Origin of the sequence: Cryobacterium cheniae, assembly GCF_004403395.1 — a bacterium.
GTDB lineage: Bacteria > Actinomycetota > Actinomycetes > Actinomycetales > Microbacteriaceae > Cryobacterium > Cryobacterium cheniae.
Window position 1 is genome coordinate 15,616 of sequence record NZ_SOGN01000003.1, and the last position, 21,729, is coordinate 37,344.

Below are 21,729 nucleotides of genomic sequence, written 5' to 3' on the forward strand. Positions count from 1 at the left end.
CGGCGCGGGGCCGCCAACAGCGGCGAGACGGTTACGCGGACTCGCGCAGCACCAGTCGGGTCGGCATCAGGGTGCGGTGCGGCATGCTCTCGTCACCGGAAAGCCGGCGCAGCAGGATGTCCGCCGTCGCGTAGCCCATTTCCTCGGAGGGCTGGCTGACGGTGGTCAGCGCCACCAGGCCGCTCGTGGCGGCAGGGCTGTCGTCGAAGCCGACGATGGCGACGTCCCCGGGAACCGAACGGCCGAGCTCGCGCAGCACGTCCACCGCCCCGGTGGCCATCAGGTCGCTCGCCACGAAGAGCCCGTCGATGTCGGGGCACCGCTCCAGGAGGCGGCGGGTGGCTGCCGCGCCGCCGGCGGCCGTGAAGTCGGCGAGCTCGACGGCATCCGTGGGCAGCCCGGCCCGCTCGAGCGTTCGCTCGAACCCGGTCAGCCGGTCGATGCCGGCCGGCATGTCCACCGCTCCGGCGATCGAGCCGATGCGGCGGCGACCGATATCGACCAGTCGCTGGGTGCCCGTCTCCGCTCCCGCCGCGTTGTCGACATCGACGAAGAAGGCCTCGAGGTTGTCCGCGTTCGCCGGCCGGCCACCGAAGACCACCGGCATGGTCTTCTCGAGTTCGGCCACGAAGTCGTCGCCGGTGTGGTGCGAGATGATGAGCGCGCCGTCGACGTTGCCCGAGCGCAGGTAGCGCAGGGTCTTGTGTCGCGGATCGCTCGACGCGACGAGCAGGTTGAGCGTGTAGTCGCTCAGGTCGAGTCGGCGCGTGATGCCCTGCACGACCGCGGCGAAGTACGGGTCGCCGAAGAACCGGGTCATGTCCTCGGGCACGACCAGGGCCACGGCCTCGGTCTGCCGACTCGCGAGGGAGCGGGCGGCCCGGTTCGGAACGTAGTTGAGCTGGTTGATCGCCTCGGTCACCGAGGCGACGATCTCGGGGCTGACCTTCGTCGACCCGTTCACCACCCGGCTCACGGTGGCCCGGGACACCCCGGCCACCTCGGCCACCATTTCCAGGGTGGGCGGCGACGGACGGGCCTGGCGCACACTGGTTGTCATGACATCAGTCTAATTTGCCCGCGATCCGGCTCTGGGGAGGGCGCGGTTGCGGATGATCTCGGCGTAGGCTCGACCGCTGTCCTTGACGATGCGCTCCTGGGTGGCGTAGTCGACCCGAACGATGCCGAAGCGCTTCTCGTAGCCCCAGGCCCACTCGTAGTTGTCCATCAGCGACCAGTAGAAGTAGCCCTTGACGTCGACGCCCTCATCGATCGCGTCGAGGATGGCACCCAGGTGGTCGGTCAGGAATTCGGTGCGCCGGGCATCCGGGACACTGCCGTCCGCGGCGACGACGTCATCGAATGCCGCGCCGTTCTCGGTGACGTAGACGCTCGTTCCGGTCGGGGCGGCATATTCGGTGTTCACGCGAACGAGCAGTTCGCGCAGCCCATCGGGCTGCACCTCCCACTCCATGGCGGTCAGCGGCAGCCCCTGTGGGTGGTCGAAGACGCCGTCGGCGGCCGGGAACGGCGACCGGGTGGGGCGGCTGGTCGGCGCCTGGGCGAGCAACGGATGCTCGGCCGGGCGGTCGCTGACCAGGTCGCCGTGGTAATAGTTCACGCCGAGGGTGTCGATCGGCTGGTTGATCTGGGCCAGGTCTCCCTCGTGGATGAAATCGGTCAGTCCGTATTCGGCGACGTCCTGGAGCACATCCTCCGGGTAGGAACCGCGGAAGATCGGGTCGAGGAAGATCCGGTTGAACTGCCCGTCGATGCGGCGCGCGGCATCCACGTCGCCGGCATGCGCGGGATCGACCGGCTTGGCGACGGTGAGGTTGAGGGTGATGCCGAGCTCGAGCTTCGGGTCACGTTCGCGGAGTGCCTCGACGGCGAGGCCGTGTCCCAGAAGCAGGTGGTGCGCGGCGGCCAGGCCGTCCCGGGGGCTTTGCCGTCCGGGGGCGTGGGCGCCGCCGGTGTAGCTGAGGAAGGAGGAGCACCACGGCTCGTTGAGTGTGGTCCACACGCTCACGCGGTCGCCGAGGGTGTCGTGCACGGTGAGGGCGTAGTCCCGGAAACGCGCGGCGGTGTCGCGGTTGGTCCAGCCGCCCTGCTCCTCGAGGGCCTGCGGCAGATCCCAGTGGTACAGGGTCAGCCACGGCTTGATGCCGGCGCCGAGGAGCTCGTCGACCAGGCGGGAGTAGAAGTCCACACCCTTCGGGTTGACCGGCCCGCCGTCGGGACGCACCCGGGCCCAGGAGGTGGAGAAGCGGTAAGTCTGCAGCCCCAGGTCCTTCATCAGGGCGACGTCGCCCGGGTAGCGGTGGTAGTGGTCGCAGGCGACGTCGCCGTTGTCGGCGTTGATCACGGCGCCCGGCACGCGGCTGAACGCGTCCCAGATGGAATCGGTGCGCCCGTCCTCGTGGGCGGCGCCCTCGATCTGGTAGGCGGCGGTCGCGGCCCCGAAGAGGAACTCGGGCGGGAACGAGCGTGCGTGTGAGGTCATACCCATATTCTCGGTGATTGTTGCGGGAGTTCCGGCCGAGGTCATCCCTTGACCGCGCCCTGCATGATTCCGGCCACCAGCTGCTTGCCCAGGAAGATGAAGACCAGGATCAGCGGGATGATCGAGAGCACGACGCCGGCGAGCACGAGTGAGTAGTCGACGTAGAAGGCTGCCTGCAACTGCTGCAGCGCCACGGGGAGGGTCGGGTTGCCCGGGCCGAGAACGATGAACGGCCAGAAGAAGTTGGTCCAGGTGCCGATGAAGGTGAAGAGGGCGAGCATCGCCGCGGCGGGCCGGGCGGCCGGGAGACCGATGTGCCAGAAGCTGCGGATCATCGACGCTCCGTCCATGCGCACCGCCTCGATCAGCTCGTCGGGCAGCGCGTCGCGCAGGTACTGGGTCATCCAGAACACGCCGAACGCGGTCACCATGGCGGGCGCGATGACGGCCCAGAGGCTGCCGGTCCAGCCGAGCCTCGCCATCACGATGAAGAGCGGCACGACGCCGAGCTGGGTCGGCACGGCCATGGTCGCGATCACGAAGATGAGCAGGCCTTCCCGGCCGCGGAACTTCAGCTTGGCGAAGGCGTAGCCGGCGAGGGTCGAGAACATGACGACGGTGAGCGACACCACGGACGACACGATGATGCTGTTGCCGAGCGCCGTCCAGAACGGGATGCTGTCGATGACGGTGGCCGCGTTGGCGAAGAAGTTCCCGCCCGGAATCCACATCATCCCGTTCTGGTTCAGTGCGGAGGCATCCTGGCTGCCGATCAGGAACGACCACCAGATCGGGAAGGCCGAGCCGAGGAGAACCGCGATCAGGATGCCGTAGACCCAGAGGGAGGGCCGACGGTCGTGGCCGCCGATGATGGTCTTGCTCATGAGATGCCTTTCGCGCGGACGCGCAGCTTGCGGTCGGCGGTGCCCGCGATGCGCCGGGTGATGAGGAAGTTGACGACGGCGATGAGGATGATGATCAGGAAGAGCAGCCAGGCCACGGCGGATGCCCGGCCGAAGTTGCGTTGGCCCCAGCCGAGTTCGTAGATGTACAGGGTGAGCGTCTGCCATTGTCGACTGGCACCGCCCTGGCCGAGGTTGTCGAACATGCGGGCCTCGTCGAAGATCTGCAGACCGCCGATCGTCGAGGTCAGGATGACGAAGATGATGATCGGTCGCAGCAGCGGCAGGGTGATCGACCGGAAGGTGCGCCAGCGGTTGGCGCCGTCGATGATCGCGGCCTCGTAGTAGTCGCGGGGGACGGCCTGCATGGCGGCCAGGAAGATGAGGGCGTTGTACCCGGTCCAGCGGAAGTTCACCATCGTGGCGATGGCGATGTGGCTGGGGATCACGTCGACGTGCCAGCGGATGGGCTCGAGGCCCAGGCTCATGATTCCGCTGTTGATGAGGCCGTACTTGTCGCCGAAGAGGTCGTTGAAGATCAGCGCGACCGCGACCGGGGCCACGACGTAGGGCAGCAGAACGCCCATGCGCCAGAAGGTCTTACCGCGCAGGTTGAAGTCGAGAACGGCGGCGATGCCGAGCGCGAGGAGTACCTGCGGGATGCTCGACAGCAGGAAGATGCTGAACGTGTTGCGCAGGGAGTTCCAGAAATATCCCTGGGTCAGCACCGTGACGTAGTTCTCCAGGCCGACGAAGTCGCCCTGGCCGCCGATCAGGTTCCAGTCGTGCACCGATACCCACGCCGTGTACAGCAGCGGGAAGAGACCCATGACCCCGAAGACGAGGAAGAAGGGGGAGATGTAGAGATAAGGCGAGAACCGCACATCCCAGCGGCTCAGTTTGTGGCTGAGGGCGATGCGGCGGATGCTGCGGGCATTCACCTCGACAGCGGCGGCGGTTGTCATGAACAGTCCTTCGGTGGTTGAGCTTGTCGAAACCCGGTGGGCGAGCTTGTCGAGAACCGGTGGTCGAGCCGGTCGGGCCGGTCGAGACCGGGGTTCGGGCCGGTCGAGACCAGGAGGTCTCGACCGGCCCGAACCGGCGGGTGGTGCTGGTTAGCCGAGCGCCTCGACGTCGGTCGTGAACTGCGCCCACGACTCGTCGGGGGTCATCGAGCCGTCTTCGACGCGGGTGAGCGCCTGCTGCATGGCGTCGTTGATCGCGAAGTAGAACTCGCCCTTGAACGGGGTCACGTCGACAGCAGCGGCGCGGTTGGCGAGGATCTCACCGGTCGGCGCGTTATTGAAGAACTCGTTCGTGGCGCCCAGGAGCTCGTCACTCTTCAGCGCTTCGAGCTGGCTCGGGAAGGTGCCCTTCGAGGCGAACGCCTTGAGCTGCTGCTCCGGGGCGGTCAACCAGGCGGCGAGCTTCTGCGCTTCGGCCTGGTTCTTGGACTGCTCGGGAACGGTCAGGTATGAGCCTCCCCAGTTGCCGCCGCCGCCGGGGAACGTGTCGGCGACGTCCCAGCCGGTGACACCTTCGGCGTTGCCGGAGATCACGCCGAGCATCCAGCCCGGGCAGAGCATCGTGGCGAAGCCGTCGTTCTGGAAGCTGGCGGTCCAGTCGTCGCTCCACTGTCCCAGTTTCGCGGACAGCGTGCTGCTGGCCCCGAGCACGCTCGTGTAGGCCTCCTTCACCTCCGGGTTCTCGGTGGCGATGATGGTGCCGTCTTCTTCTTCATAGGCGTTGGGGATCTGGTTGACGACGCCCTGCCAGGTGGCTCCGGCCGAGTCGAACCACGGCACGTTCGTGCCGGCAGCGGCGAACTTGTCACCGGCTGCGTAGTAGCTCTCCCAGCTGGTGCCGAGGAGGGTGGCGACCTCGGCGCGGTCGGTCGGCAGACCGGCGGCGGCGAACAGGTCGGAGCGGTAGCAGACGGCTTCCGGACCGATGTCGGTCCCGTACGCGATCAGGCGGCCGTCCTCGTCCGTCGCGGCCTCGGTCTTCCATGCGAGCCAGCGGCCGTCGACGTCGTCGGAGGCGAGATCGACGAACTGGTCGGAGTACTGCAACAGTTCGGGCAGCCAGTCGACCTCGATGGCCTCGACGTCGCTCAGGCCGCTGCCTGCGGCAAGACGTGTCGTGAGGTTGTCGCGGGCCTCGTTGGTGGTGGCGGCCTTCTTGTGCGTGATGGTGACGTTCGGGTTTGCCTTCTCGTACTCGGCGAACAGGTCGTCGTAGCCGAATTCGTTGAACGTCGCGACGGTCAGTTTCACGTTCTTGTCCGTCGACTGCTCGGCGCCGGTGTCGGCGCCGGCGGAACAGCCGGACATTACCAGTGCGAAGGATGCTGCTCCGGCGACTGTTACTGCAAGTGTGCTGCGCGGGAAACGCTTCACGGTCACTCCCTTGTGTGCGTGCTGATGGGTGGATGCAAGGCCGCTCTCACCAGTGCTGTGAGAGCGCTCTCACGAGTTGATCTTCACGCTAGTGCGCGCGGGGCGCGTTTGTCAAGAGAGCGCTCTCAGTCGGGCACAGTCACCGTGAGGGAGTGCACCCGTCCGTCGCGGCGGAAGACGCTCGCACTCACGTCGGCGTCGAGGGCGCCGCCCGTTCCGGGTGCCCGAGTGCCGTCGGACAGGTGCGCGACCACTTCGAGCGTCCCGCCGCGGTGGAAGACGACCGGGACCTGGCAGAACGTGAACGCGAGCGCGGCCACGGGCAGCTCGATGCTCTGCCGCTCACCGGCGATGTCCAGGTAGGCGAACGTGCCGGGCACCGTGGTCCACTCGTCGGCCCGCAGCAGGGTGGGCCGCAGCCGGATGCGACCGTCCTCGATCCGCAGGCCGAGCTCGCCCATCCGGGTGAGCACCTCCTCCTTGACCTGCCCGGTCATTCCCGGCTGCCGAGCGCCGTGGCCGGCGGGCGTGTGCGAGTAGGGATCGGTCGGGAACGCGCCGTACGTCAGAGGGTCCTTGCAGTAGCCGATGCCGGCACGCACGTCCTCGTACGCCGCCATCAGCCCCCGGATCGCAGCCTCGTCCGCCTGTTCGGCGACGGCCCGTTCGAGTGTCTCCTGCACCGCGAGCAGCAGCTTCGACACCATGTGCCAGTAGATGCTGCCGAGGCCCTCGTAGGCGAAGAACGAGCCGGAGCGCCCGGTGAACTCCGCATGCCGGAAGACCTCCTCGAAAATGTCCAGGAGCTCGGCCCGGTCCCTTTCCACGGCGGCGCTGAGGGCCGGATCGGCGCTGAGGCGGTCCAGCGCATCCGACACGCCCCTGGCGTTCCGGATGTGGGCCGCGAAGTGCAGGTCGCCCTGCAGGTCCCGCACGACGATGCTGGGGTCGCCGGCCTCGGCCAGCATCAGGGCGAGGGGGCAGTCGGCGGCCCGGGCGGCACTGAAGGTGTTGCGGGCGAGGAAGCCCGGCAGGTCCTTGTCGGGATAGAGGATGTAGCTGTGCTGGTCGGCGCGGTACAGCCGACTCGCGCGCAGGGCGCCGAGCAGGTCGAGAGAATCTCCCGGGCCGAGCAGGCCGGAGGACAGGATGGCAACCTGGCCCTCGAGCATCTCGGCGAGCCGCCGCAGGTCGGCTGTCTCGGCTTCGAGCTCCAGAATGTTGTAGGAGTGCACCAGCCCATCGTCGCGCCGGTTGGCGCGCAGGCCGGACTCGACGAAGCGTCGGGCCAGGTCGAGCAGCTCGGCGACGTCTCCCGCGGGCACCGTCGACCGGTCCCCGCCGAAACCGGCGTAGACCCGCTCGCGATAGGCGGTCCCTGCCGCGCCCAGACCGTCCATGACGCAACGGCGGCGAGTGGCATCGAAGCCGCCGGCCAGGGCATCCGCATGCTCGACGAGCACCTCGCGCACCGCGGTGAGCAGCCCGGCAAGCTCGCTCGAGAGCTCGACGTCGACGGTCAGGAGGTCCTGCACGAAGACGAGGTACCGGCGCAGGTAGGCGAGCGTGACCACGGATACTCCGCGGCCGACGAGGGCGTTGTTGGCGTCGTTCCATTCCGGGCGCTGGGTCGTCATCCAGATGCCGCCGTCCGGCACCAGGTTGACGAGCTTGGCCAGCAGGAGCAGCAGCACCTTCTCGGCCAGCGTCACCCGCACGAGGTCGCCGTCGGCGCCGTGTACGAGCCGGCCGTCTGCCCCCTCCGCGGCGACCCGCTGGGTGATCGTGCGTTGACGCTCGTCGTCGAAGGTGATGGTGTTGTACGGGTCGGTGAGGATGTCCGCATAGCCGGCGATCCGGTACGGAACGTCGGCGTGGGTGAAGGCCGCCCGGTTGACGAGCGCGTCCAGGCGCCCCGGGTGGAAGCGGTGCGAGGTCTCGAGCAGCTTGAGCAGGTAGATGATCTGGTGGTCGCTCCAGTACCCGATGTTGGCCCACGGGTCCTCGGGCTCGGGGACCTCCCAGTCGATGCCGTCGCGGGAGATCCGGTACGGGTTGTAGCCGTCGGCGGTCGTGGCGTCGAGGAAGATCGTGATCATCGACTCCACGTATTCGGGGAACGACCAGGCCAGCGCCTCCCAGTTCTGGAAGATGTCCCGCCAGTTCCCCTGGTACTCCAGGCGACGGATGCCGCTGTCGTCCTTCAGGACGATCCGGAACTGGTTCCACGGCCGGCTCGGGTCGCCGTGCCGGCGGCTGAACGTGAGCGGCAGGTACTCCGTGGCGAGGCGCCACAGGTCGATGTCGCCGTGCTCCTGGACGATGGCGACGAGTTCGTCGGCGCGCAGCCGTTCGGGTAACGCCGCCAGCATCGCGGCGCAGCGCCGGGCGGTCGCCCGGCTCCGCTGAGCGATGAACGCCCGCACGTCGCTCGACTCCACCGTGTAGCCCTCGGCGGGGACGCCGCCGCGCATCGTGTTGAACAGCACATTGGCGGTGTGGTGGATGGTGGCGAGTTCGTCGCCGCTGTACTGGGCGGCGTCGGTGGCCCCGAGGATCGTCTCCAGGTCGGACCGGGTGGCGACGATGTCGGCCGCGAGCGCCTCGGCGAGCCGGGCAGGGTCGCGCAGCTGCGCCTGCAGGCCGACGACATCCGCCGCGTCCTGGTTGACGTCGGCGACGACCTGCCAGCGGGAAGTGCCGCCGGGGGCCAGCGTGATCCGCGCGTGCACGAGGTAGGCCCCGCGCTCGCCGCGGACATCCGTCTCGGCCGTGATGCCCCGCCCGCGGGCGAAGGCCGCCACCTGGCTGATCGAGAGCAGGTACTCGGCGTTGCCCAGACCGACCTGCCAGGCCACGTTGGCGTGCAGTGACTCGCTGGGCTCGGCGAGGTCGGACAGCGTCGCGCTCAGGGTCAGCAGCCCGAGGCCCGAAGGGGGGTCGAGTTCGGCCCGCTTGTAGGCGTCGAGCAGCACGCTCAGCTCGTTCTGCGTCTTCTTGCCTGCCCCGGCGGGAAGGATGTTCACGAGGCCGTCGAGGATGTCGACGTCGAGCGTGTCGTCGGCGAGCGAGGTCAGGGCGCAGCTGCGCACGACGCCGAAGCGGGCGCTCGTCTGCCAGGTAACCCGTAGGCGCAGGCCGAGGTCGGCGCGGGTCTCCTCGAAGACCAGGGTCGTGCCGAGGGCGTCCTTGTAGAGCGTGCGCCGTGCCGTCTGATCGCCGGGGCGCAGTGCCGCGAACGGCTGCCAGTGGCTGCTGGTCCCGTCGGGGCGGCGGACGAGCAGCACGCTGAGGCCGCCGGTGCGTCCGGCGCTCTCGGTGACCTTGTCGTCGGTGTAATACGGGAACAGGGCCCGATCGGCGTCGACTCGGCCGGCCGTCAGTCCGCCCGAGCTGGAAATGAAGAGCCAGACATCGCTCGCCCCGACGAGGGTCATGAAGAACGGCGGCATCTGGTCATAGGCCTCGATCCGGTAGAACCGGCGTCCGTCCAGGTCGACCGGTCCACCCCGGACCGCGCCCTCTGCGGGGTCGAACGCGATGCCGTCCGGGTCGGTGTGCTGAGTGATGGTCTCGAGGGGCATGCGATCCTCCATTGGATTCACCCCGGCGGATGCTTCGGCCGGGGACGGACCCATCATCATCAATGATGAGAGCGCTCTCACAGACTGCCAGACATCCCGCGTTCATTCAAGCGCGGCCCCGCGGCGGTACGCCGCGGGGCCGCGCTGCCAAGCCGGTTGCTCGGTCGCCTCAGGCGAACGCGGCCACGGCGGAAACGACGGATTCGTCCCCGGAGACCAGGTGCAGCACCCGGCGTCGGGCGGCACCGGTCTCGATCAGGGCGGCCAGCACGGCCGCGACGTCCGCGCGGGGCACGGTCGCTTGGTCTTCCGGCAGGCCGGGGCCGGCGGGGGACAGGCGCACGAGGCCGGTTCCCACCTCGTCGACCAGTCCGCCGGGGCGAATGATCGTCCAGGAAAGCGAGCGGCTGATCAGGTCTTCCTCTGCCGCCAGTTTGGCCTGCAGGTAGCCCAGGAAGTCCGCAGGGACATCCGCGGGAGTCTGTCCGTCCCGCACCTTCTCGGTGCCGGTCGACGAGATCTGGATGAAACGCGCCACGCCGGCGGCCTCGGCCGCGTCGGCCAGCCGCACGGAGCCGCCGAAGTCGACGGCCTGACGGCGCTCCTCGCTTCCGCCCGCTCCGGCACCCGCGGCGAACACCGCGACGTCGGCGCCGGTCAGGAGATGGGCCACGTCAGCCGTCGAGGCCTGCTCGAGGTCGATCACCATCGGAACGGCCCCGTCAGCGATGAGATCCGCCCGCTGTTTCTCCGTGCGGATCAGCCCGACGACCTCATGGCCGCCTTTCGCGAGCTCCCGCGTCAGCTGACGAGCAATTTTTCCATGTCCACCTGCAATAACTATGCGCATTAGAAGTACAACGCCCCACCGGCCCGCACAATTCCCTCGGCACCGAGCGTCGATTGGCTGGGCGCTAGCGAGACTCCGTGCGCGCCTCGCGATCGAACTCGTCGACGTCGATCCCCGGCTCGATCAGGGCGCCCATCGTGTCCGCGGCCCGCTGCGCGTCCCGGGTCAGCGCGGCCTGCGCGGCCAGCTCGGCGGCATTCTCGTCGGCGGCCTCCTGCAGGGCGGAGGTGGTCCGCAGCGGCGGCGCCTTGAGGAAGAAGCTGAGCGTGAACGCGACCAGCACGACGGCCAGGCTCACCCAGAAGACCGTGACGGATGCGTCGTTGAAGCCGACCAGCAACGGCTGCGCGAGGCGCGGGTCGGCCGCGTTGAGGAAGGAGGTGTCACCGTCGAGGGCCCCACCGATGCCGCCCGGGTTGGCCAGCAGTGTCAGGATGCCGGTGTTCGCCGGGTCGGCCTGCACGGCCGGGTCCGTCGCGGCGGCCGTGACCCCGGAGGCGATGGTCGGGTCGTCGAATGCCGCCCTGATCGTGTCCGGGATGCGGGTGAACAGCACCGAGAACAGCACGGCCGTGCCGAGCGTGCCGCCGATCTGGCGGAAGAAGGTCGAGGCGGAGGTGGCCACGCCGATGTCCCGGGGGCCGACCGAGTTCTGGCTGGCGATGGTGAGGGTCTGCATCAGCTGGCCGAGGCCGAGGCCGATCAGGAGCATCCCGGCCATCATGAATCCGACCGGCTTGTCCGCCGTGGCGAACGTGAAGAGCAGGAAGCCCGCCGACATGAAGGCGGTTCCGATGGTGGGGAACATTTTGTAGCGCCCGGTGCGGGCGATCAGCTGGCCGCTCACGATGGAGGAGATCATCAGCCCCGCGATCATCGGCAGCATCAGGAAGCCGCTCTCGGTCGGGGTGGCCCCGTTCACGAGCTGCAGGTAGAGCGGCACGGTCATCATGGCGCCGAACATGCCGAAGCCGACCAGGACGCCCAGGACGGTCGCCATGAAGAACGTGGACGACCGGAACAGCTTCAGCGGGATGAGCGCGTCATCGCCCATCAGCCGCTCGGCGAGGATGAAGGCCCCGATGCTCAGGGAACCGATCAGGTAGCAGGCGATCGAGGGGGCCGAGCCCCAGCCCCAGGTGCGGCCCTGTTCGGCCACGAGCAGCAGCGGCGCTGCCGCGAGGATCACGGTCACCGCACCCCACCAGTCGATGCGAACGGGCCGGCTGAGGTGGGGCACGTGCAGGAACTTCAGCACGATCGCGAGGGCGATGATGCCGATCGGGAGGTTGATCAGGAAGACCCAGCGCCAGCCCGTGATCCCGAGGAGTGTGTCCGAGCCCGACAGGACACCGCCGATGAGCGGGCCGATCACGCTGGACACCCCGAAGACGGCGAGGAAGTAGCCCTGGTATTTCGCCCGCTCCCGCGGGGCGAGCATGTCGCCCATGATCGTCAGGGGGAGCGCCATCAGGCCACCGGCACCCAGCCCCTGGATGGCCCGGAAGATCGCGAGTTCGTACATCGAGTTCGCCAGGCCGGCCAGCAGGGAGCCGATCAGGAAGATCGTGATCGCGATCAGGAACAGCGGGCGGCGCCCGAAAATGTCGCTGAGTTTGCCGTAGATCGGCGTGCTGATGCACGACACGATCAGGTACGCGGTCGTGACCCAGGCCTGCAGTGCCATGCCGTCGAGGTCGTCGGCGATGGTGCGCATCGATGTTCCCACAATGGTCTGGTCGAGGGCGGAGAGGAACATCCCGGCCATCAGTCCAAAGATGACGAAGAGGATCTGCCGGTGCGACATCAGCGGCGGGGCGGCGGAGGCGGGCGAAGTTTGCATCGAGCGCAAAGTTACACGATAGGCAAACAATGTTCAACCCGTTGGGGCCGGGCGTCCGGTGCGCGCGGTGGGGCAGGTTAGGCTCGGCGTCGTGGGGGCAGAGTGGCAGGCAGAGCGGCAGGCAGGGCGGAAGGCGGGGGCGCCACCGCCCTACCGGCGTCGGCGCATCCTTGTACTGTCCGGTCTCATCTCCGTGCTCCTCGCCGCAGCCCTGGGCGCCGGGGCTCTGGTGGCCTGGATTCCTGCCCTCGTCCCGGAATTCGGCACCGGGGCGGGCACGCCGACCCCCGCCGCCACGCCGCCCCCCTCCGCCACGCCCACCGCGACACCGTCTGCCGTGCCCGCCCCCGAGCAGCCGGCGCCGTCGGTCCCGCCGGACCCGATCGCAGTGCCGCTCTTCGACCGGGCCGCCCGCTCCCTCGACGACCCGGCGAGTCTCTGGGTCGTCGTCGACAAGACCCGGCCGCTGAACCCTGTCGGCTACGCGCCGACCGACCTCGTCGACGTTCCGGTGCCCCACGTCTGGAGTCCGCAACTGCGCCGGGAGGCGTCGGACGCAACCGTCGCCCTCTTCGCCGCATTCGCGGCCGAGACGGGGCTGCAGCTGCAGTCGCAGAGCGCCTACCGCAGCTTCGCCACCCAGGTCACGGTGTACGACGCGGATGTCGCCGCGAACGGACAGGCGTTCGCCGACACGAGCACCGCCCGGCCGGGAACAAGTGAGCACCAGACCGGGCTGGCCATCGACATCAGCGCGCTGCCCGGCAACTGTTCGCTGGATGTCTGCTTCGGCGACACCGTTCAGGGGCAGTGGCTGGCCGGGAATGCCCGGCGTTTCGGGTTCCTGCTGCGCTACCCGGCCGACAAGGTGGCCATCACCGGCTACGCCTACGAGCCCTGGCATTTCCGTTACATCGGCACGGAACTGGCAACGGAGATGCACGCCACCGGCACGACCACCCTCGAAGAGTTCTTCGGGCTCCCGGCGGCTCCCGGCTACCGCTGATCCCATTCTTGGTTCGTGCTCGTGCCGGCACCGGGCAGCACCGGCGTGTCGGTCGCCCGGGCTTTTCCCGGATAACTGTGGTTATCTGTTCTTCGGCCCCCAAAAGGGGCGAGTCTGCCACGCCCCCGGTGGCACCCCGAACGAAGAGAGAATTCTGTGGTCCTGACCCGACGTTTCCGCATCGTCGCTGCTGTGCTCGTCCTGGGTGGTCTGGTGGCCGGAACGGCCGCCGTGGCCGGGATGACCGGCGACGAACCCGAGGCCTCGGGTTCGGCCACCCCTGCGGCGGACTCCACGCTGACCGCGCCGACGGCCGACGAGGCCGAGCCCGACACCGCGGCCACCGATCGGGCCGTCCCCGCGGAGGCCGCAGAACCGGTTCCCGTCGACCCCCAGGTGCAGGCTCAGGTCAGTTATATGATCGCCCACTGGACCGATTACAACACGGATGCCTATGGCGTCATCGCCGACAACGACTGCGTCAATTTCACCAGCCAGTCCCTGATCGAGCGGGGCTGGACCATGGACGACCAGTGGTGGTCCGAGGGAACCGGATCCGACTTCGACACGTCGTCGCCCTGGATCAGCTCCACCGCGTTCCGGGACTACGTCGCCCAGTCCGGCCGCGCCACTGCCCTGACGGATGACCAGCGCGACCAGGTCAAGATCGGCGACGTCGCCCAGTTCGACTGGGACAACTCCGGCGACCGCGACCACACCGGGGTCGTCACCCGGATCGAGGGTTCGGGCGACGACATCCAGATCTACTACGCCGGACACACCGACGACACCGACTTCCGCTCGGTCGACTACGCGATCACCGAGAAGCACCCGGGCGCCACCGCGTACTACTGGAGCATTCCCTAGCCCCGAGTGTCGGGCTGCGCGGCTCGTGCGCCGTTGCGCTAGGCGATCGCGGCGTCGACGATGGCCTTGGCCTCGATCTGCACCTGCTTCAGGTGCTCCGGGCCTTTGAAGGACTCGGCGTAGATCTTGTAGACGTCTTCGGTGCCGCTGGGACGGGCAGCGAACCAGGCGTTCTCGGTGACGACCTTGACCCCGCCGATCGCCGCACCGTTCCCGGGGGCGTGGCTCATCTTGGCGATGATCTTCTCGCCGGCGAGTTCGGTGGCCGTGATCGCGTCGCCGTCGAGCCTGGACAGCTGGGCCTTTTGGGCCGGTGTCGCGGCCGCGTCCACTCGGGCGTAGGCCGGGTCGCCGAAATGCTCGGCCAGCTCGGCGTAGCGCCGGCTGGGCGTCTTGCCGGTCACGGCGAGAATCTCCGAGGCGAGCAGGGCGAGCAGGATGCCGTCCTTGTCGGTGGTCCAGACAGTCCCGTCGAAGCGCACGAAGCTCGCGCCCGCGCTCTCCTCGCCGCCGAAGGCGACCGAGCCGTCGATCAGGCCCGGAACGAACCATTTGAAGCCGACCGGCACCTCCCAGAGGTCGCGGCCGAGGAAGCCCGCAACACGGTCGATCATGGTCGAGGAGACGAGGGTCTTGCCGATGGCGGCATCCGCACGCCAGCCGTCGCGATGGCTGTACAGGTAGTCGATGGCCACGGCCAGGAAGTGGTTCGGGTTCATCAGCCCGCCGTCGGGGGTGACGATCCCGTGCCGGTCGGCGTCGGCGTCGTTGCCGGTGACGATGTCGAACTCGTCCTTATGGGCGGCGACGGATGCCATCACCGAGGGGCTCGACGGATCCATCCGGATCTTCCCGTCCCAGTCCAGCGTCATGAAGCGCCAGGTCGGGTCGACGTGGGGGTTGATCACGGTCAGGTCGAGCTCGTACCGGTCGCGAATGGCGCCCCAGTAACCCACGCTCGCGCCGCCGAGCGGGTCGGCGCCGATCCGGATGCCGCTGGCCTTGATGGCGGCCATATCGATGATGTTCTCGAGGTCGTTCACGTATTCGCCGCGGAAGTCGTAGGTCTCGACCGCGCTGGGCTCGCTCATCAGCACGTTGAGGAGCCCGTCCGCGATGAGCTCGTTGGCCCGGTTGGCGATCCACGAGGTGGCGTCGCTGTCGGCCGGTCCACCGTGCGGGGGGTTGTACTTGAAGCCGCCGTCGGTGGGCGGGTTGTGGCTCGGGGTGACCACGATCCCGTCGGCCTCGTCGCTGTTCCCGGCCCGGTTGTAGGCCAGGATCGCGTGCGAGAGGGCCGGGGTGGGCACGTAGTCGTCGAACTCGTCGACCAGCACGCGCACGCCGTTGCCGACGAGCACCTCGAGGGCGGTGGTGTAGGCGGGCGCGCTCAGGGCGTGCGGGTCGGTGCCGATGAAGAGCGGCCCAGTGATGCCCTGGGCCGCGCGGTATTCCACGATCGCCTGGGTGGTCGCGATGATGTGGTCTTCATTGAAGGCCGTGTTGAGGGAGCTCCCCCGGTGGCCGGAGGTGCCGAAGGCCACCCGCTGGGCGGGCACCGCGACGTCCGGTTTCAGGTCGTAGTACGCCTTGACCAGCGCTTCGACATCGACAAGATCAGATTCCAGGGGCGCTGTGCCCGCGCGTTCGCTCATGGTCCCCAGTCTTGCACTGCAACTAGGCTGATCTCCATGTCCGAGTCCCGCAATGTCAGCTACAGCTTCCTCGGGCCGACGGGCACCTTCACGGAGGCGGCCCTCGCGCAGGTCGTCGAGGCCCGGGGCACGTCCTGGCGGGCCGTGAACAATGTGGGCGAGGCGTTCGACGACGTCGTCTCCGGCCGCAGCGTGGCCGCGATGATCGCGATCGAGAATTCCGTCGACGGCGGGGTGTCCGCCACCCAGGACGCCCTCGCGAGCGTGCCCGACCTGCGTATCATCGGCGAGTACCTGGTTCCGGTGAACTTCGTCCTGGTGGCGCGCCCGGGCACCGTGCTGGCCGACGTGAAGACCATCAACGCGCATCCGGTCGCCTACGCGCAGTGCCGTCGCTGGCTGGAGTCGAATCTGCCGCATCACGGTCACCTTCCGGCGTCGAGCAATGTGGCCGCCGCCGCGTCGCTGTTCGAATCCGGGCAGGCGGATGCCGCCATCGCCCCGCCCGGCATCGAGAAGCACCACGATGTGGTCGTCCTCGCGCGCAGCATCGGCGACAACGCCAACGCGGTCACCCGCTTCGTTCTCGTCAGCCGTACCATTGCCGTGCCGCCCCGCACGGGCGCCGACAAGACCAGCCTGATCGTGGAACTGCCCGAGGACCGCTCCGGCGCACTGCTGGAGATGCTCGAGCAGTTCGCCACCCGGGGCGTCAACCTCAGCCTGATCCAGTCACGCCCGATCGGCGACGCCCTGGGCCGATACCGGTTCGTGATCGACGCCGACGGTCACATCCACGACGAACGCGTCGCCGATGCGCTGCTCGGGCTGCGCCGGTTCAGCCCCGGGGTCATCTTCCTCGGCTCGTACCCGCGGGCCGACAAACAGCCGATCCAATTCACCTCGCGCTACAACGACGACGTCTTCATCGGAGCGCGGGACTGGCTGCGCGGCCTGCTCGGCGAGCCCGAGGCCTGACGCGTCCTCGGACCAGCGCTCAGGCCGCGGAGGGCACCCGCAGAACCAGGGAGGACGGGTCGGTGCGGAGGGACACCGAGCGCACCGTGCCGAGTGCGTCACCGTCCACCTCGAACTCCTGGGCCTCGCCCAGAACGATCCGGATGTCTTCGGCACGCAGCGTGGTCATCACCCGCGCGGTGGTTGATTCGGTTCGCGCGATGATGCGCCGCCCGGCCGCCGAGCGGCGCAGAACGCCGTTCTCCCACGTCACCCGGCGCCAGATCGCGAGCCAGCCGAACACGCCCTTGGGCTGCAACATCGCTATGTCGAGGATGCCGTCGTCGATGCGGGCATCCGGCAGGATCTGGATATTCCCCGGCAGCAGGCCGCAATTGCCGATCAGGATGGTGCTCACGTGCGCCGGCCGGTGCGGGCGCCCGTTCAGGCTGTACCGGATTTGGAACGGCTTGACCCGGGGGAGCACGCGCGCCACCGCGTCGACGTAGGCCAGCCACCCCACCGCCCTCTTCAGCTCGGGTCTCGTGCTGACGACCATCTGGGCGTCGATGCCGATGCCCGCCATCACGAGGAAGACGTGGTCGGCCAGGGCGCCGTCCTCGGTGCGCACGGATGCCACCCCCACGTCCATCGGTTTGTCCGCACCCGTGAAGGCGACCATGGTGGCCTCGTCAACGTTCGACAGCGGCAGGCCCAGGTTGCGGGCCAGCAGATTGCCGGTACCGAAGGGCACGATGGCCAGGGGTACGCGGGAACCCCGCAGCACGTCCGCGACCGCGCGAATCGTTCCGTCGCCGCCGGCCACGAGCACCAGGGCCGCGCCCTGCGCCAGGGCGAGCCGGGCGGCCTGCCGGCCCGCGTCATCCGCGGCGGTGGGGAACCAGAGCGAGTCGGGCCAGCCCGACGCGGACTCCGCGCGGGCCACGCTCGCCCCGAGGCGGACCAGGTCGACTTTGGTGGGGTTGTAGACGATGGCGGCCCACCGGTCACCTGTCGGTTGATCGGGAGTATCCACGCGGTAAGGCTAGCAAGGTGCTGGACCGGGCGCTTGTAGACTGGTCCGGTGATTGATCCTGTGCTGCTGCGAGAGAATCCTGACCTGATCAAGCGTTCGCAGAAGGCGCGCGGTGCGTCGGTCGAGGCGGTCGACGACGCGCTCACTGCCGACGCGGAGCGTCGCGCCACCATTCAGGCGTTCGAGTCGCTGCGCGCCTCCCAGAACCAGTTCGGCAAGCAGGTGGCCTCCGCGCCTCCCGCGGAGAAGAAGGCCCTCGTCGCCCAGGCGCAGAGCCTCGCGGCCGAGGTGAAGGGCGCCGCGGCGGCCGCCACCGAGGCCGAGACGCGGTTCACCGCGGTCGTGCGCACCCTGGCGAACCCCGTCATCGACGGCGTGCCGGCCGGCGGCGAGGAGAACTTCGCCACTCTCCGCACCCACGGCGCCGTGCCCACCTTCGACTTCGAACCGCGCGACCACCTCGAACTGGGCGAACTGCTCGGCGCCATCGACATGGCCCGCGGGGCCAAGGTTTCCGGAGCCCGGTTCTACTTCCTGCGCGGCATCGGGGCCCGCCTCGAGATCGCGCTGATGAACATGGCGCTCGACCGGGCACTGACGGCCGGCTTCATCCCGCTGATCACCCCCACCCTCGTGCGGCCCGAGATCATGGACGGCACCGGATTCCTCGGCGAGCACGCCGACGAGATCTATTACCTGCCCGCCGATGACCTCTACCTCACCGGCACCAGCGAGGTCGCGCTCGCCGGGTACCACTCGGACGAGATCGTGGACCTGACCGACGGACCGCTCCGCTACGCCGGCTGGTCCACCTGTTACCGCCGCGAGGCCGGTTCGGGCGGCAAGGATACCCGCGGCATTATCCGGGTGCACCAGTTCAACAAGCTGGAGATGTTCGCCTACGTGTTGCCGGAGAACGCCGAGGCCGAGCACGACCGCCTCGTCGCCCTGCAGGAGGACATGCTTCAAGCCCTCGGCCTCAGTTACCGCGTCATCGACGTGGCCGCCGGCGACCTCGGCTCCAGCGCCGCCCGCAAGTTCGACATCGAGGCCTGGGTTCCCACCCAGAATGCCTATCGCGAACTGACCAGCACGAGCAACTGCACCACCTACCAGGCGCGCCGGCTCGACATCCGTTACCGCACCGAGTCGGGCAAGACCGCGCCGGTCGGTACCCTCAACGGCACCCTGGCGACGACCCGCTGGATTGTGGCCATGCTCGAAACGCACCAGCAGGCGGATGGCTCGGTGCTCATTCCAGAGGCGCTGCGCCCGTGGCTGGGCGGCCTGGACGTCATTCGGCCGGTGGGCGCATGATGCCCCGGACGGATGCCCCCTGGCTGGTGGCCCTCGACATCGACGGCACCACCATGCACGAGGACGGCACGATCAGCGACGGCGTCCTCGACCAGGTGCGGCGCCTGACCGCGGCCGGCCACGAGGTCATGCTCGCAACCGGGCGCTCGTCCGCCACCACGCTTCCGGTGCTCGAGCGTCTGGACATCACTCCGCGCTTCGTGGTCTGCTCGAACGGCGCGATCACTCTGCACCGCGACCCGAATGCCCCGACCGGCTACCGGCGCGAATGGGTCGAAACCTTCGATCCGACCGAGGTGCTCCTGCAGATCCGCTCGCACCTGGTCGGCGCCCGGTACGCCGTCGAAGACGAGCACGGCTTCTACCGCTACACCGAGCCGTTCCCGGATGCCACGATCGGGCTGGACAGCGAGCACGTCGAGTTCGACGACCTCCTGCGCCAGGACGCCACCCGGGTGGTCGTCATCTCGCCCGACCACGACATGGAGGATTTCCTCCAGATCGTCGACCGGATGGGGCTGAACCGGGTGAGCTACGCCATCGGCTGGACTGCCTGGCTCGACATCGCCCCTGACGGCGTGAACAAGGCCACTGCCATGGAGCGGGTGCGCGCCGAGTTCGGGATCCCGCGCAGCCGTGTGATGGCCGTCGGCGATGGGCGCAACGACATCGAACTGCTGCAGTGGGCGTCGATCTACGGCCGGGGAGTGGCCATGGGGCAGGCTCCAGACGAGGTGCTCGCGGCGGCCGGCGAGATCACCGGGGCCGTTCACGAAGACGGGCTCGCCCGCGTTCTGAGCAGCCTGTAGACAGTGCCCAGCCCGCTGCCAGCATCCTCTGGCACTGTGGGAAGCCTGCGTGCGGCTAGAATCGGTCGGTAATAGCTAGTCCGTGACCGCGTGTTTCATCAGCGCCCCCGGGCAGCGAATCGGGAGGGCTGTCCGAGCGGCCGATGGAGCCAGTCTTGAAAACTGGTGGGCAGAAATGTCTCGTGGGTTCGAATCCCACGCCCTCCGCACCTCGATTATGCACGACCTGCACTAACGAAGGGACCTGAGTGAGCGACGAATTACGCCCCCGCTCGACACGATCGAAGCTCAGTACCATCGCCCGCCATGGCCGTCTGCCCCGCTCCAACCCGTTCGTGACCGTCGCCAAGGTGCTCGCCGTGTCGCTGGCGGTGCTTCTCGCGAGCGGCGTATCCGTTGCCGCGATCGCGACCTTCGACGTCGCCGCGAGCGTGCAGGAGAGCGTGCAGCTGGCCAACGAGACCGAGGGTCCGGCTCCGAAGATCGATGCCATCCCGGGTGGCGTGAACCTGTTGATTGTCGGCAGCGACAGCCGCAAGGGGCAGGATCCCGCATTCGGCGACGAGGACGACACTGCCGACCTCAACGATGTGACCATGCTGCTGCATATCTCCGAGGACCACAGCAACGCCTCCGTGATCAGCTTCCCCCGGGACATGTACGTTCCCATCCCCGAGTGCCCGAACCCCGAGGGCGGCACCTTCGACGCAATGAGCAGCCAGAAAATCAACACCACGCTCAGTTACGGCGGTCTGGCCTGCACCGTGCTCACGGTGGAGAAGCTGACCGGCCTGAACATCCCCTACGCGGCTGAAGTTCAGTTCAGTGGCGTCATGGCCATGTCCACTGCGGTCGGGGGCGTGCCCGTATGCGTCGCCGAAGATATCGAAGACGAGTACACGGGAACCTATCTGAAGGCCGGCATGCACACGCTGGAAGGCGTGGACGCGCTGCAGTTCCTGCGCACCCGCCACGGCATCGGTGACGGCAGCGACCTGACCCGGATCAGCAACCAGCAGGTATTCCTTTCCTCGCTCATGCGCACGGTCAAGAGCGCCGACACTCTCACCGACCCGCTCAAGGTCTATTCGCTGGCCAAGGCCGTCACGGCCAACATGAGCCTGTCTACCAACCTCAATGACGTTTCCACCCTTGCCTCGATCGCGGTGGCGGTGAAGGACATCGACCTCAGCAAGGTCGTCTTCATCCAGGTGCCGACCGGGACCGTCGACGGCGGTGTGGAGCCGATCGAACCCGACTTCGAAGAACTTTTCGCGGCCGTCGCCGCCGATGACTCCCTTCAGCTGGCCGGCACAACCGGAGGCGGGGCCACCCTGGACCCGAGCGCGCCGGTGACCGCCGAACCGGCTCCGGCCGCCCCGGCAGACCCTGACGCTGCCGCCGATCCCGACGCTGCCGCTGATCCCGCGACCCCGGATCCGGCCGCGACGGATCCGGCCACGACAGTGCTCTCTGATTCCGTGACCGGGCAGACCGCCGGCGACCTCACCTGTTCGGTCGGGCGCACGCTCGACCAGCAGTAGCGCCGGGCGGGCTCCGCTGGCCTCGGTTCGTGCGGATGCCGTCCGTACCGTTATGATTGTCCACGTGTGTTTGCATTGCAGGCACCAAGGAGACGTCGCATAGTACGGCTTAGTGCACCACCCTGCTAAGGTGGAGTACCCTTCACGGGGTACCGTGGGTTCAAATCCCACCGTCTCCGCACCTGATCCCCCGCATCCTGTTCTTCCTGGATGTGGGGGTTTTTTCTTGCCCACAAGTACTGGGTGACGCGAGTCCGGGAACTCACGTTGACGCTGGTCGAGCCTGTCGGGACCCGAGTCGCGGACTTGTCTTCCGAGTCCCCGCCCGATGGCCGGCTGCTGGCCGCCAGGTTCTGGTGGGGTCGTAGCAGAAGGGTGCCCGGACTTCGGGTTTGCCGCGGATCATGCGGATTTCCCAGCCGGAGGTGTCGATGCTGTGGTGGTGGTACCAGCAGAG

At 68.3% G+C, this 21,729-nt stretch carries 16 protein-coding genes and 2 tRNA genes; 8 read left to right on the forward strand and 10 right to left on the reverse strand.

The genetic code is table 11. The annotated features are described in order from the left end of the window. Nucleotides 1-31 precede the first annotated feature (31 nt). The 8 genes from E3T23_RS00150 to E3T23_RS00185 all read right to left on the reverse strand — a co-directional run bounded on the left by E3T23_RS00150 (nucleotide 32) and on the right by E3T23_RS00185 (nucleotide 12,081). Nucleotides 32-1,060 carry a LacI family DNA-binding transcriptional regulator gene (locus E3T23_RS00150; RefSeq protein WP_134368400.1) on the reverse strand — a complete coding sequence of 343 codons (1,029 nt, stop codon included), beginning with the start codon at nucleotides 1,058-1,060 and terminating at the stop codon, nucleotides 32-34. Nucleotides 1,061-1,069: 9 nt separating this feature from the next. After that, nucleotides 1,070-2,503, reverse strand: a complete 1,434-nt coding sequence (locus E3T23_RS00155; protein WP_134368401.1) for a GH1 family beta-glucosidase — start codon at nucleotides 2,501-2,503, stop codon at nucleotides 1,070-1,072. 41 nt (nucleotides 2,504-2,544) lie between these two features. Beyond that, entirely contained in the window at nucleotides 2,545-3,387 is an 843-nt protein-coding gene (locus E3T23_RS00160; protein WP_134368402.1) for a carbohydrate ABC transporter permease, read from the reverse strand. Next, nucleotides 3,384-4,370, reverse strand: a complete 987-nt coding sequence (locus E3T23_RS00165) for a carbohydrate ABC transporter permease (RefSeq protein ID WP_134368403.1) — start codon at nucleotides 4,368-4,370, stop codon at nucleotides 3,384-3,386. The genes E3T23_RS00160 and E3T23_RS00165 overlap by 4 nt, the downstream gene beginning before the upstream one ends. Nucleotides 4,371-4,520: 150 nt before the next feature. Beyond that, nucleotides 4,521-5,738 (reverse strand): ABC transporter substrate-binding protein, encoded by a 1,218-nt coding sequence (locus E3T23_RS00170; protein ID WP_134368404.1) that lies wholly within the window; start codon nucleotides 5,736-5,738, stop codon nucleotides 4,521-4,523. Between the two features lie 191 nt (nucleotides 5,739-5,929). Continuing rightward, nucleotides 5,930-9,388 (reverse strand): hypothetical protein, encoded by a 3,459-nt coding sequence (locus E3T23_RS00175; protein ID WP_134368405.1) that lies wholly within the window; start codon nucleotides 9,386-9,388, stop codon nucleotides 5,930-5,932. Nucleotides 9,389-9,557: 169 nt separating this feature from the next. Next, nucleotides 9,558-10,238, reverse strand: coding sequence for an NAD(P)H-binding protein (locus E3T23_RS00180; RefSeq protein WP_134368406.1), 681 nt, complete (start codon nucleotides 10,236-10,238; stop codon nucleotides 9,558-9,560). 64 nt (nucleotides 10,239-10,302) lie between these two features. Then, a complete protein-coding gene (locus E3T23_RS00185; RefSeq protein ID WP_241977464.1) occupies nucleotides 10,303-12,081 on the reverse strand; it encodes an MDR family MFS transporter in 1,779 nt (592 codons plus the stop codon). A 91-nt stretch (nucleotides 12,082-12,172) separates the two neighbouring features. Between E3T23_RS00185 and E3T23_RS00190 the strand changes: the two genes are divergently transcribed. After that, the gene (locus E3T23_RS00190; protein WP_241977466.1) at nucleotides 12,173-13,087 is read left to right on the forward strand and encodes a M15 family metallopeptidase; all 915 of its coding nucleotides are present in this window, start codon (nucleotides 12,173-12,175) and stop codon (nucleotides 13,085-13,087) included. A gap of 156 nt (nucleotides 13,088-13,243) precedes the next feature. After that, nucleotides 13,244-13,954: an amidase domain-containing protein gene (locus tag E3T23_RS00195; RefSeq protein WP_134368407.1), complete on the forward strand. Its 711-nt coding sequence runs from the start codon at nucleotides 13,244-13,246 to the stop codon at nucleotides 13,952-13,954. A 38-nt stretch (nucleotides 13,955-13,992) separates the two neighbouring features. On the opposite strand, the gene pgm is transcribed toward E3T23_RS00195, so the two are convergent. Further along, the gene (gene pgm / locus E3T23_RS00200; RefSeq protein WP_134368408.1) at nucleotides 13,993-15,609 is read right to left on the reverse strand and encodes a phosphoglucomutase (alpha-D-glucose-1,6-bisphosphate-dependent); all 1,617 of its coding nucleotides are present in this window, start codon (nucleotides 15,607-15,609) and stop codon (nucleotides 13,993-13,995) included. A gap of 36 nt (nucleotides 15,610-15,645) precedes the next feature. On the opposite strand from pgm, the gene pheA reads away from it, so the two are divergent. Then, on the forward strand, nucleotides 15,646-16,587 hold the full coding sequence (gene pheA / locus E3T23_RS00205) for a prephenate dehydratase (protein ID WP_134368409.1): 942 nt from the start codon (nucleotides 15,646-15,648) through the stop codon (nucleotides 16,585-16,587). Between the two features lie 19 nt (nucleotides 16,588-16,606). On the opposite strand, the gene E3T23_RS00210 is transcribed toward pheA, so the two are convergent. Continuing rightward, entirely contained in the window at nucleotides 16,607-17,602 is a 996-nt protein-coding gene (locus E3T23_RS00210; protein ID WP_134368410.1) for a diacylglycerol/lipid kinase family protein, read from the reverse strand. A 48-nt stretch (nucleotides 17,603-17,650) separates the two neighbouring features. On the opposite strand from E3T23_RS00210, the gene serS reads away from it, so the two are divergent. From serS to E3T23_RS00235, 5 genes are all read left to right on the forward strand, one after another. After that, complete coding sequence (gene serS, locus E3T23_RS00215) at nucleotides 17,651-18,919, forward strand: serine--tRNA ligase (protein WP_134368411.1); 1,269 nt, start codon at nucleotides 17,651-17,653, stop codon at nucleotides 18,917-18,919. After that, a complete protein-coding gene (locus tag E3T23_RS00220; RefSeq protein WP_134368412.1) occupies nucleotides 18,916-19,728 on the forward strand; it encodes an HAD family hydrolase in 813 nt (270 codons plus the stop codon). The genes serS and E3T23_RS00220 overlap by 4 nt, the downstream gene beginning before the upstream one ends. Before the next feature lie 122 nt (nucleotides 19,729-19,850). After that, nucleotides 19,851-19,935: transfer RNA gene (locus tag E3T23_RS00225), tRNA-Ser, on the forward strand. Between the two features lie 41 nt (nucleotides 19,936-19,976). Next, nucleotides 19,977-21,272 (forward strand): LCP family protein, encoded by a 1,296-nt coding sequence (locus E3T23_RS00230; protein WP_134368413.1) that lies wholly within the window; start codon nucleotides 19,977-19,979, stop codon nucleotides 21,270-21,272. 88 nt (nucleotides 21,273-21,360) lie between these two features. Next, nucleotides 21,361-21,451, forward strand: a tRNA-Ser gene (locus E3T23_RS00235). Nucleotides 21,452-21,729: the final 278 nt, after the last annotated feature.

Excerpts from the sequence above, each read along its gene's own strand:
- E3T23_RS00150 (WP_134368400.1), bottom strand. The coding sequence starts at position 1,060 with ATGACAACCAGTGTGCGCCAGGCCCGTCCGTCGCCGCCCACCCTGGAA.
- E3T23_RS00155 (WP_134368401.1), bottom strand. The coding sequence starts at position 2,503 with ATGACCTCACACGCACGCTCGTTCCCGCCCGAGTTCCTCTTCGGGGCC.
- E3T23_RS00160 (WP_134368402.1), bottom strand. The coding sequence starts at position 3,387 with ATGAGCAAGACCATCATCGGCGGCCACGACCGTCGGCCCTCCCTCTGG.
- E3T23_RS00165 (WP_134368403.1), bottom strand. The coding sequence starts at position 4,370 with ATGACAACCGCCGCCGCTGTCGAGGTGAATGCCCGCAGCATCCGCCGC.
- E3T23_RS00170 (WP_134368404.1), bottom strand. The coding sequence starts at position 5,738 with ATGTCCGGCTGTTCCGCCGGCGCCGACACCGGCGCCGAGCAGTCGACG.
- E3T23_RS00175 (WP_134368405.1), bottom strand. The coding sequence starts at position 9,388 with ATGCCCCTCGAGACCATCACTCAGCACACCGACCCGGACGGCATCGCG.
- E3T23_RS00180 (WP_134368406.1), bottom strand. The coding sequence starts at position 10,238 with ATGCGCATAGTTATTGCAGGTGGACATGGAAAAATTGCTCGTCAGCTG.
- E3T23_RS00185 (WP_241977464.1), bottom strand. The coding sequence starts at position 12,081 with ATGCAAACTTCGCCCGCCTCCGCCGCCCCGCCGCTGATGTCGCACCGG.
- pgm (WP_134368408.1), bottom strand. The coding sequence starts at position 15,609 with ATGAGCGAACGCGCGGGCACAGCGCCCCTGGAATCTGATCTTGTCGAT.
- pheA (WP_134368409.1), top strand. The coding sequence starts at position 15,646 with ATGTCCGAGTCCCGCAATGTCAGCTACAGCTTCCTCGGGCCGACGGGC.
- E3T23_RS00220 (WP_134368412.1), top strand. The coding sequence starts at position 18,916 with ATGATGCCCCGGACGGATGCCCCCTGGCTGGTGGCCCTCGACATCGAC.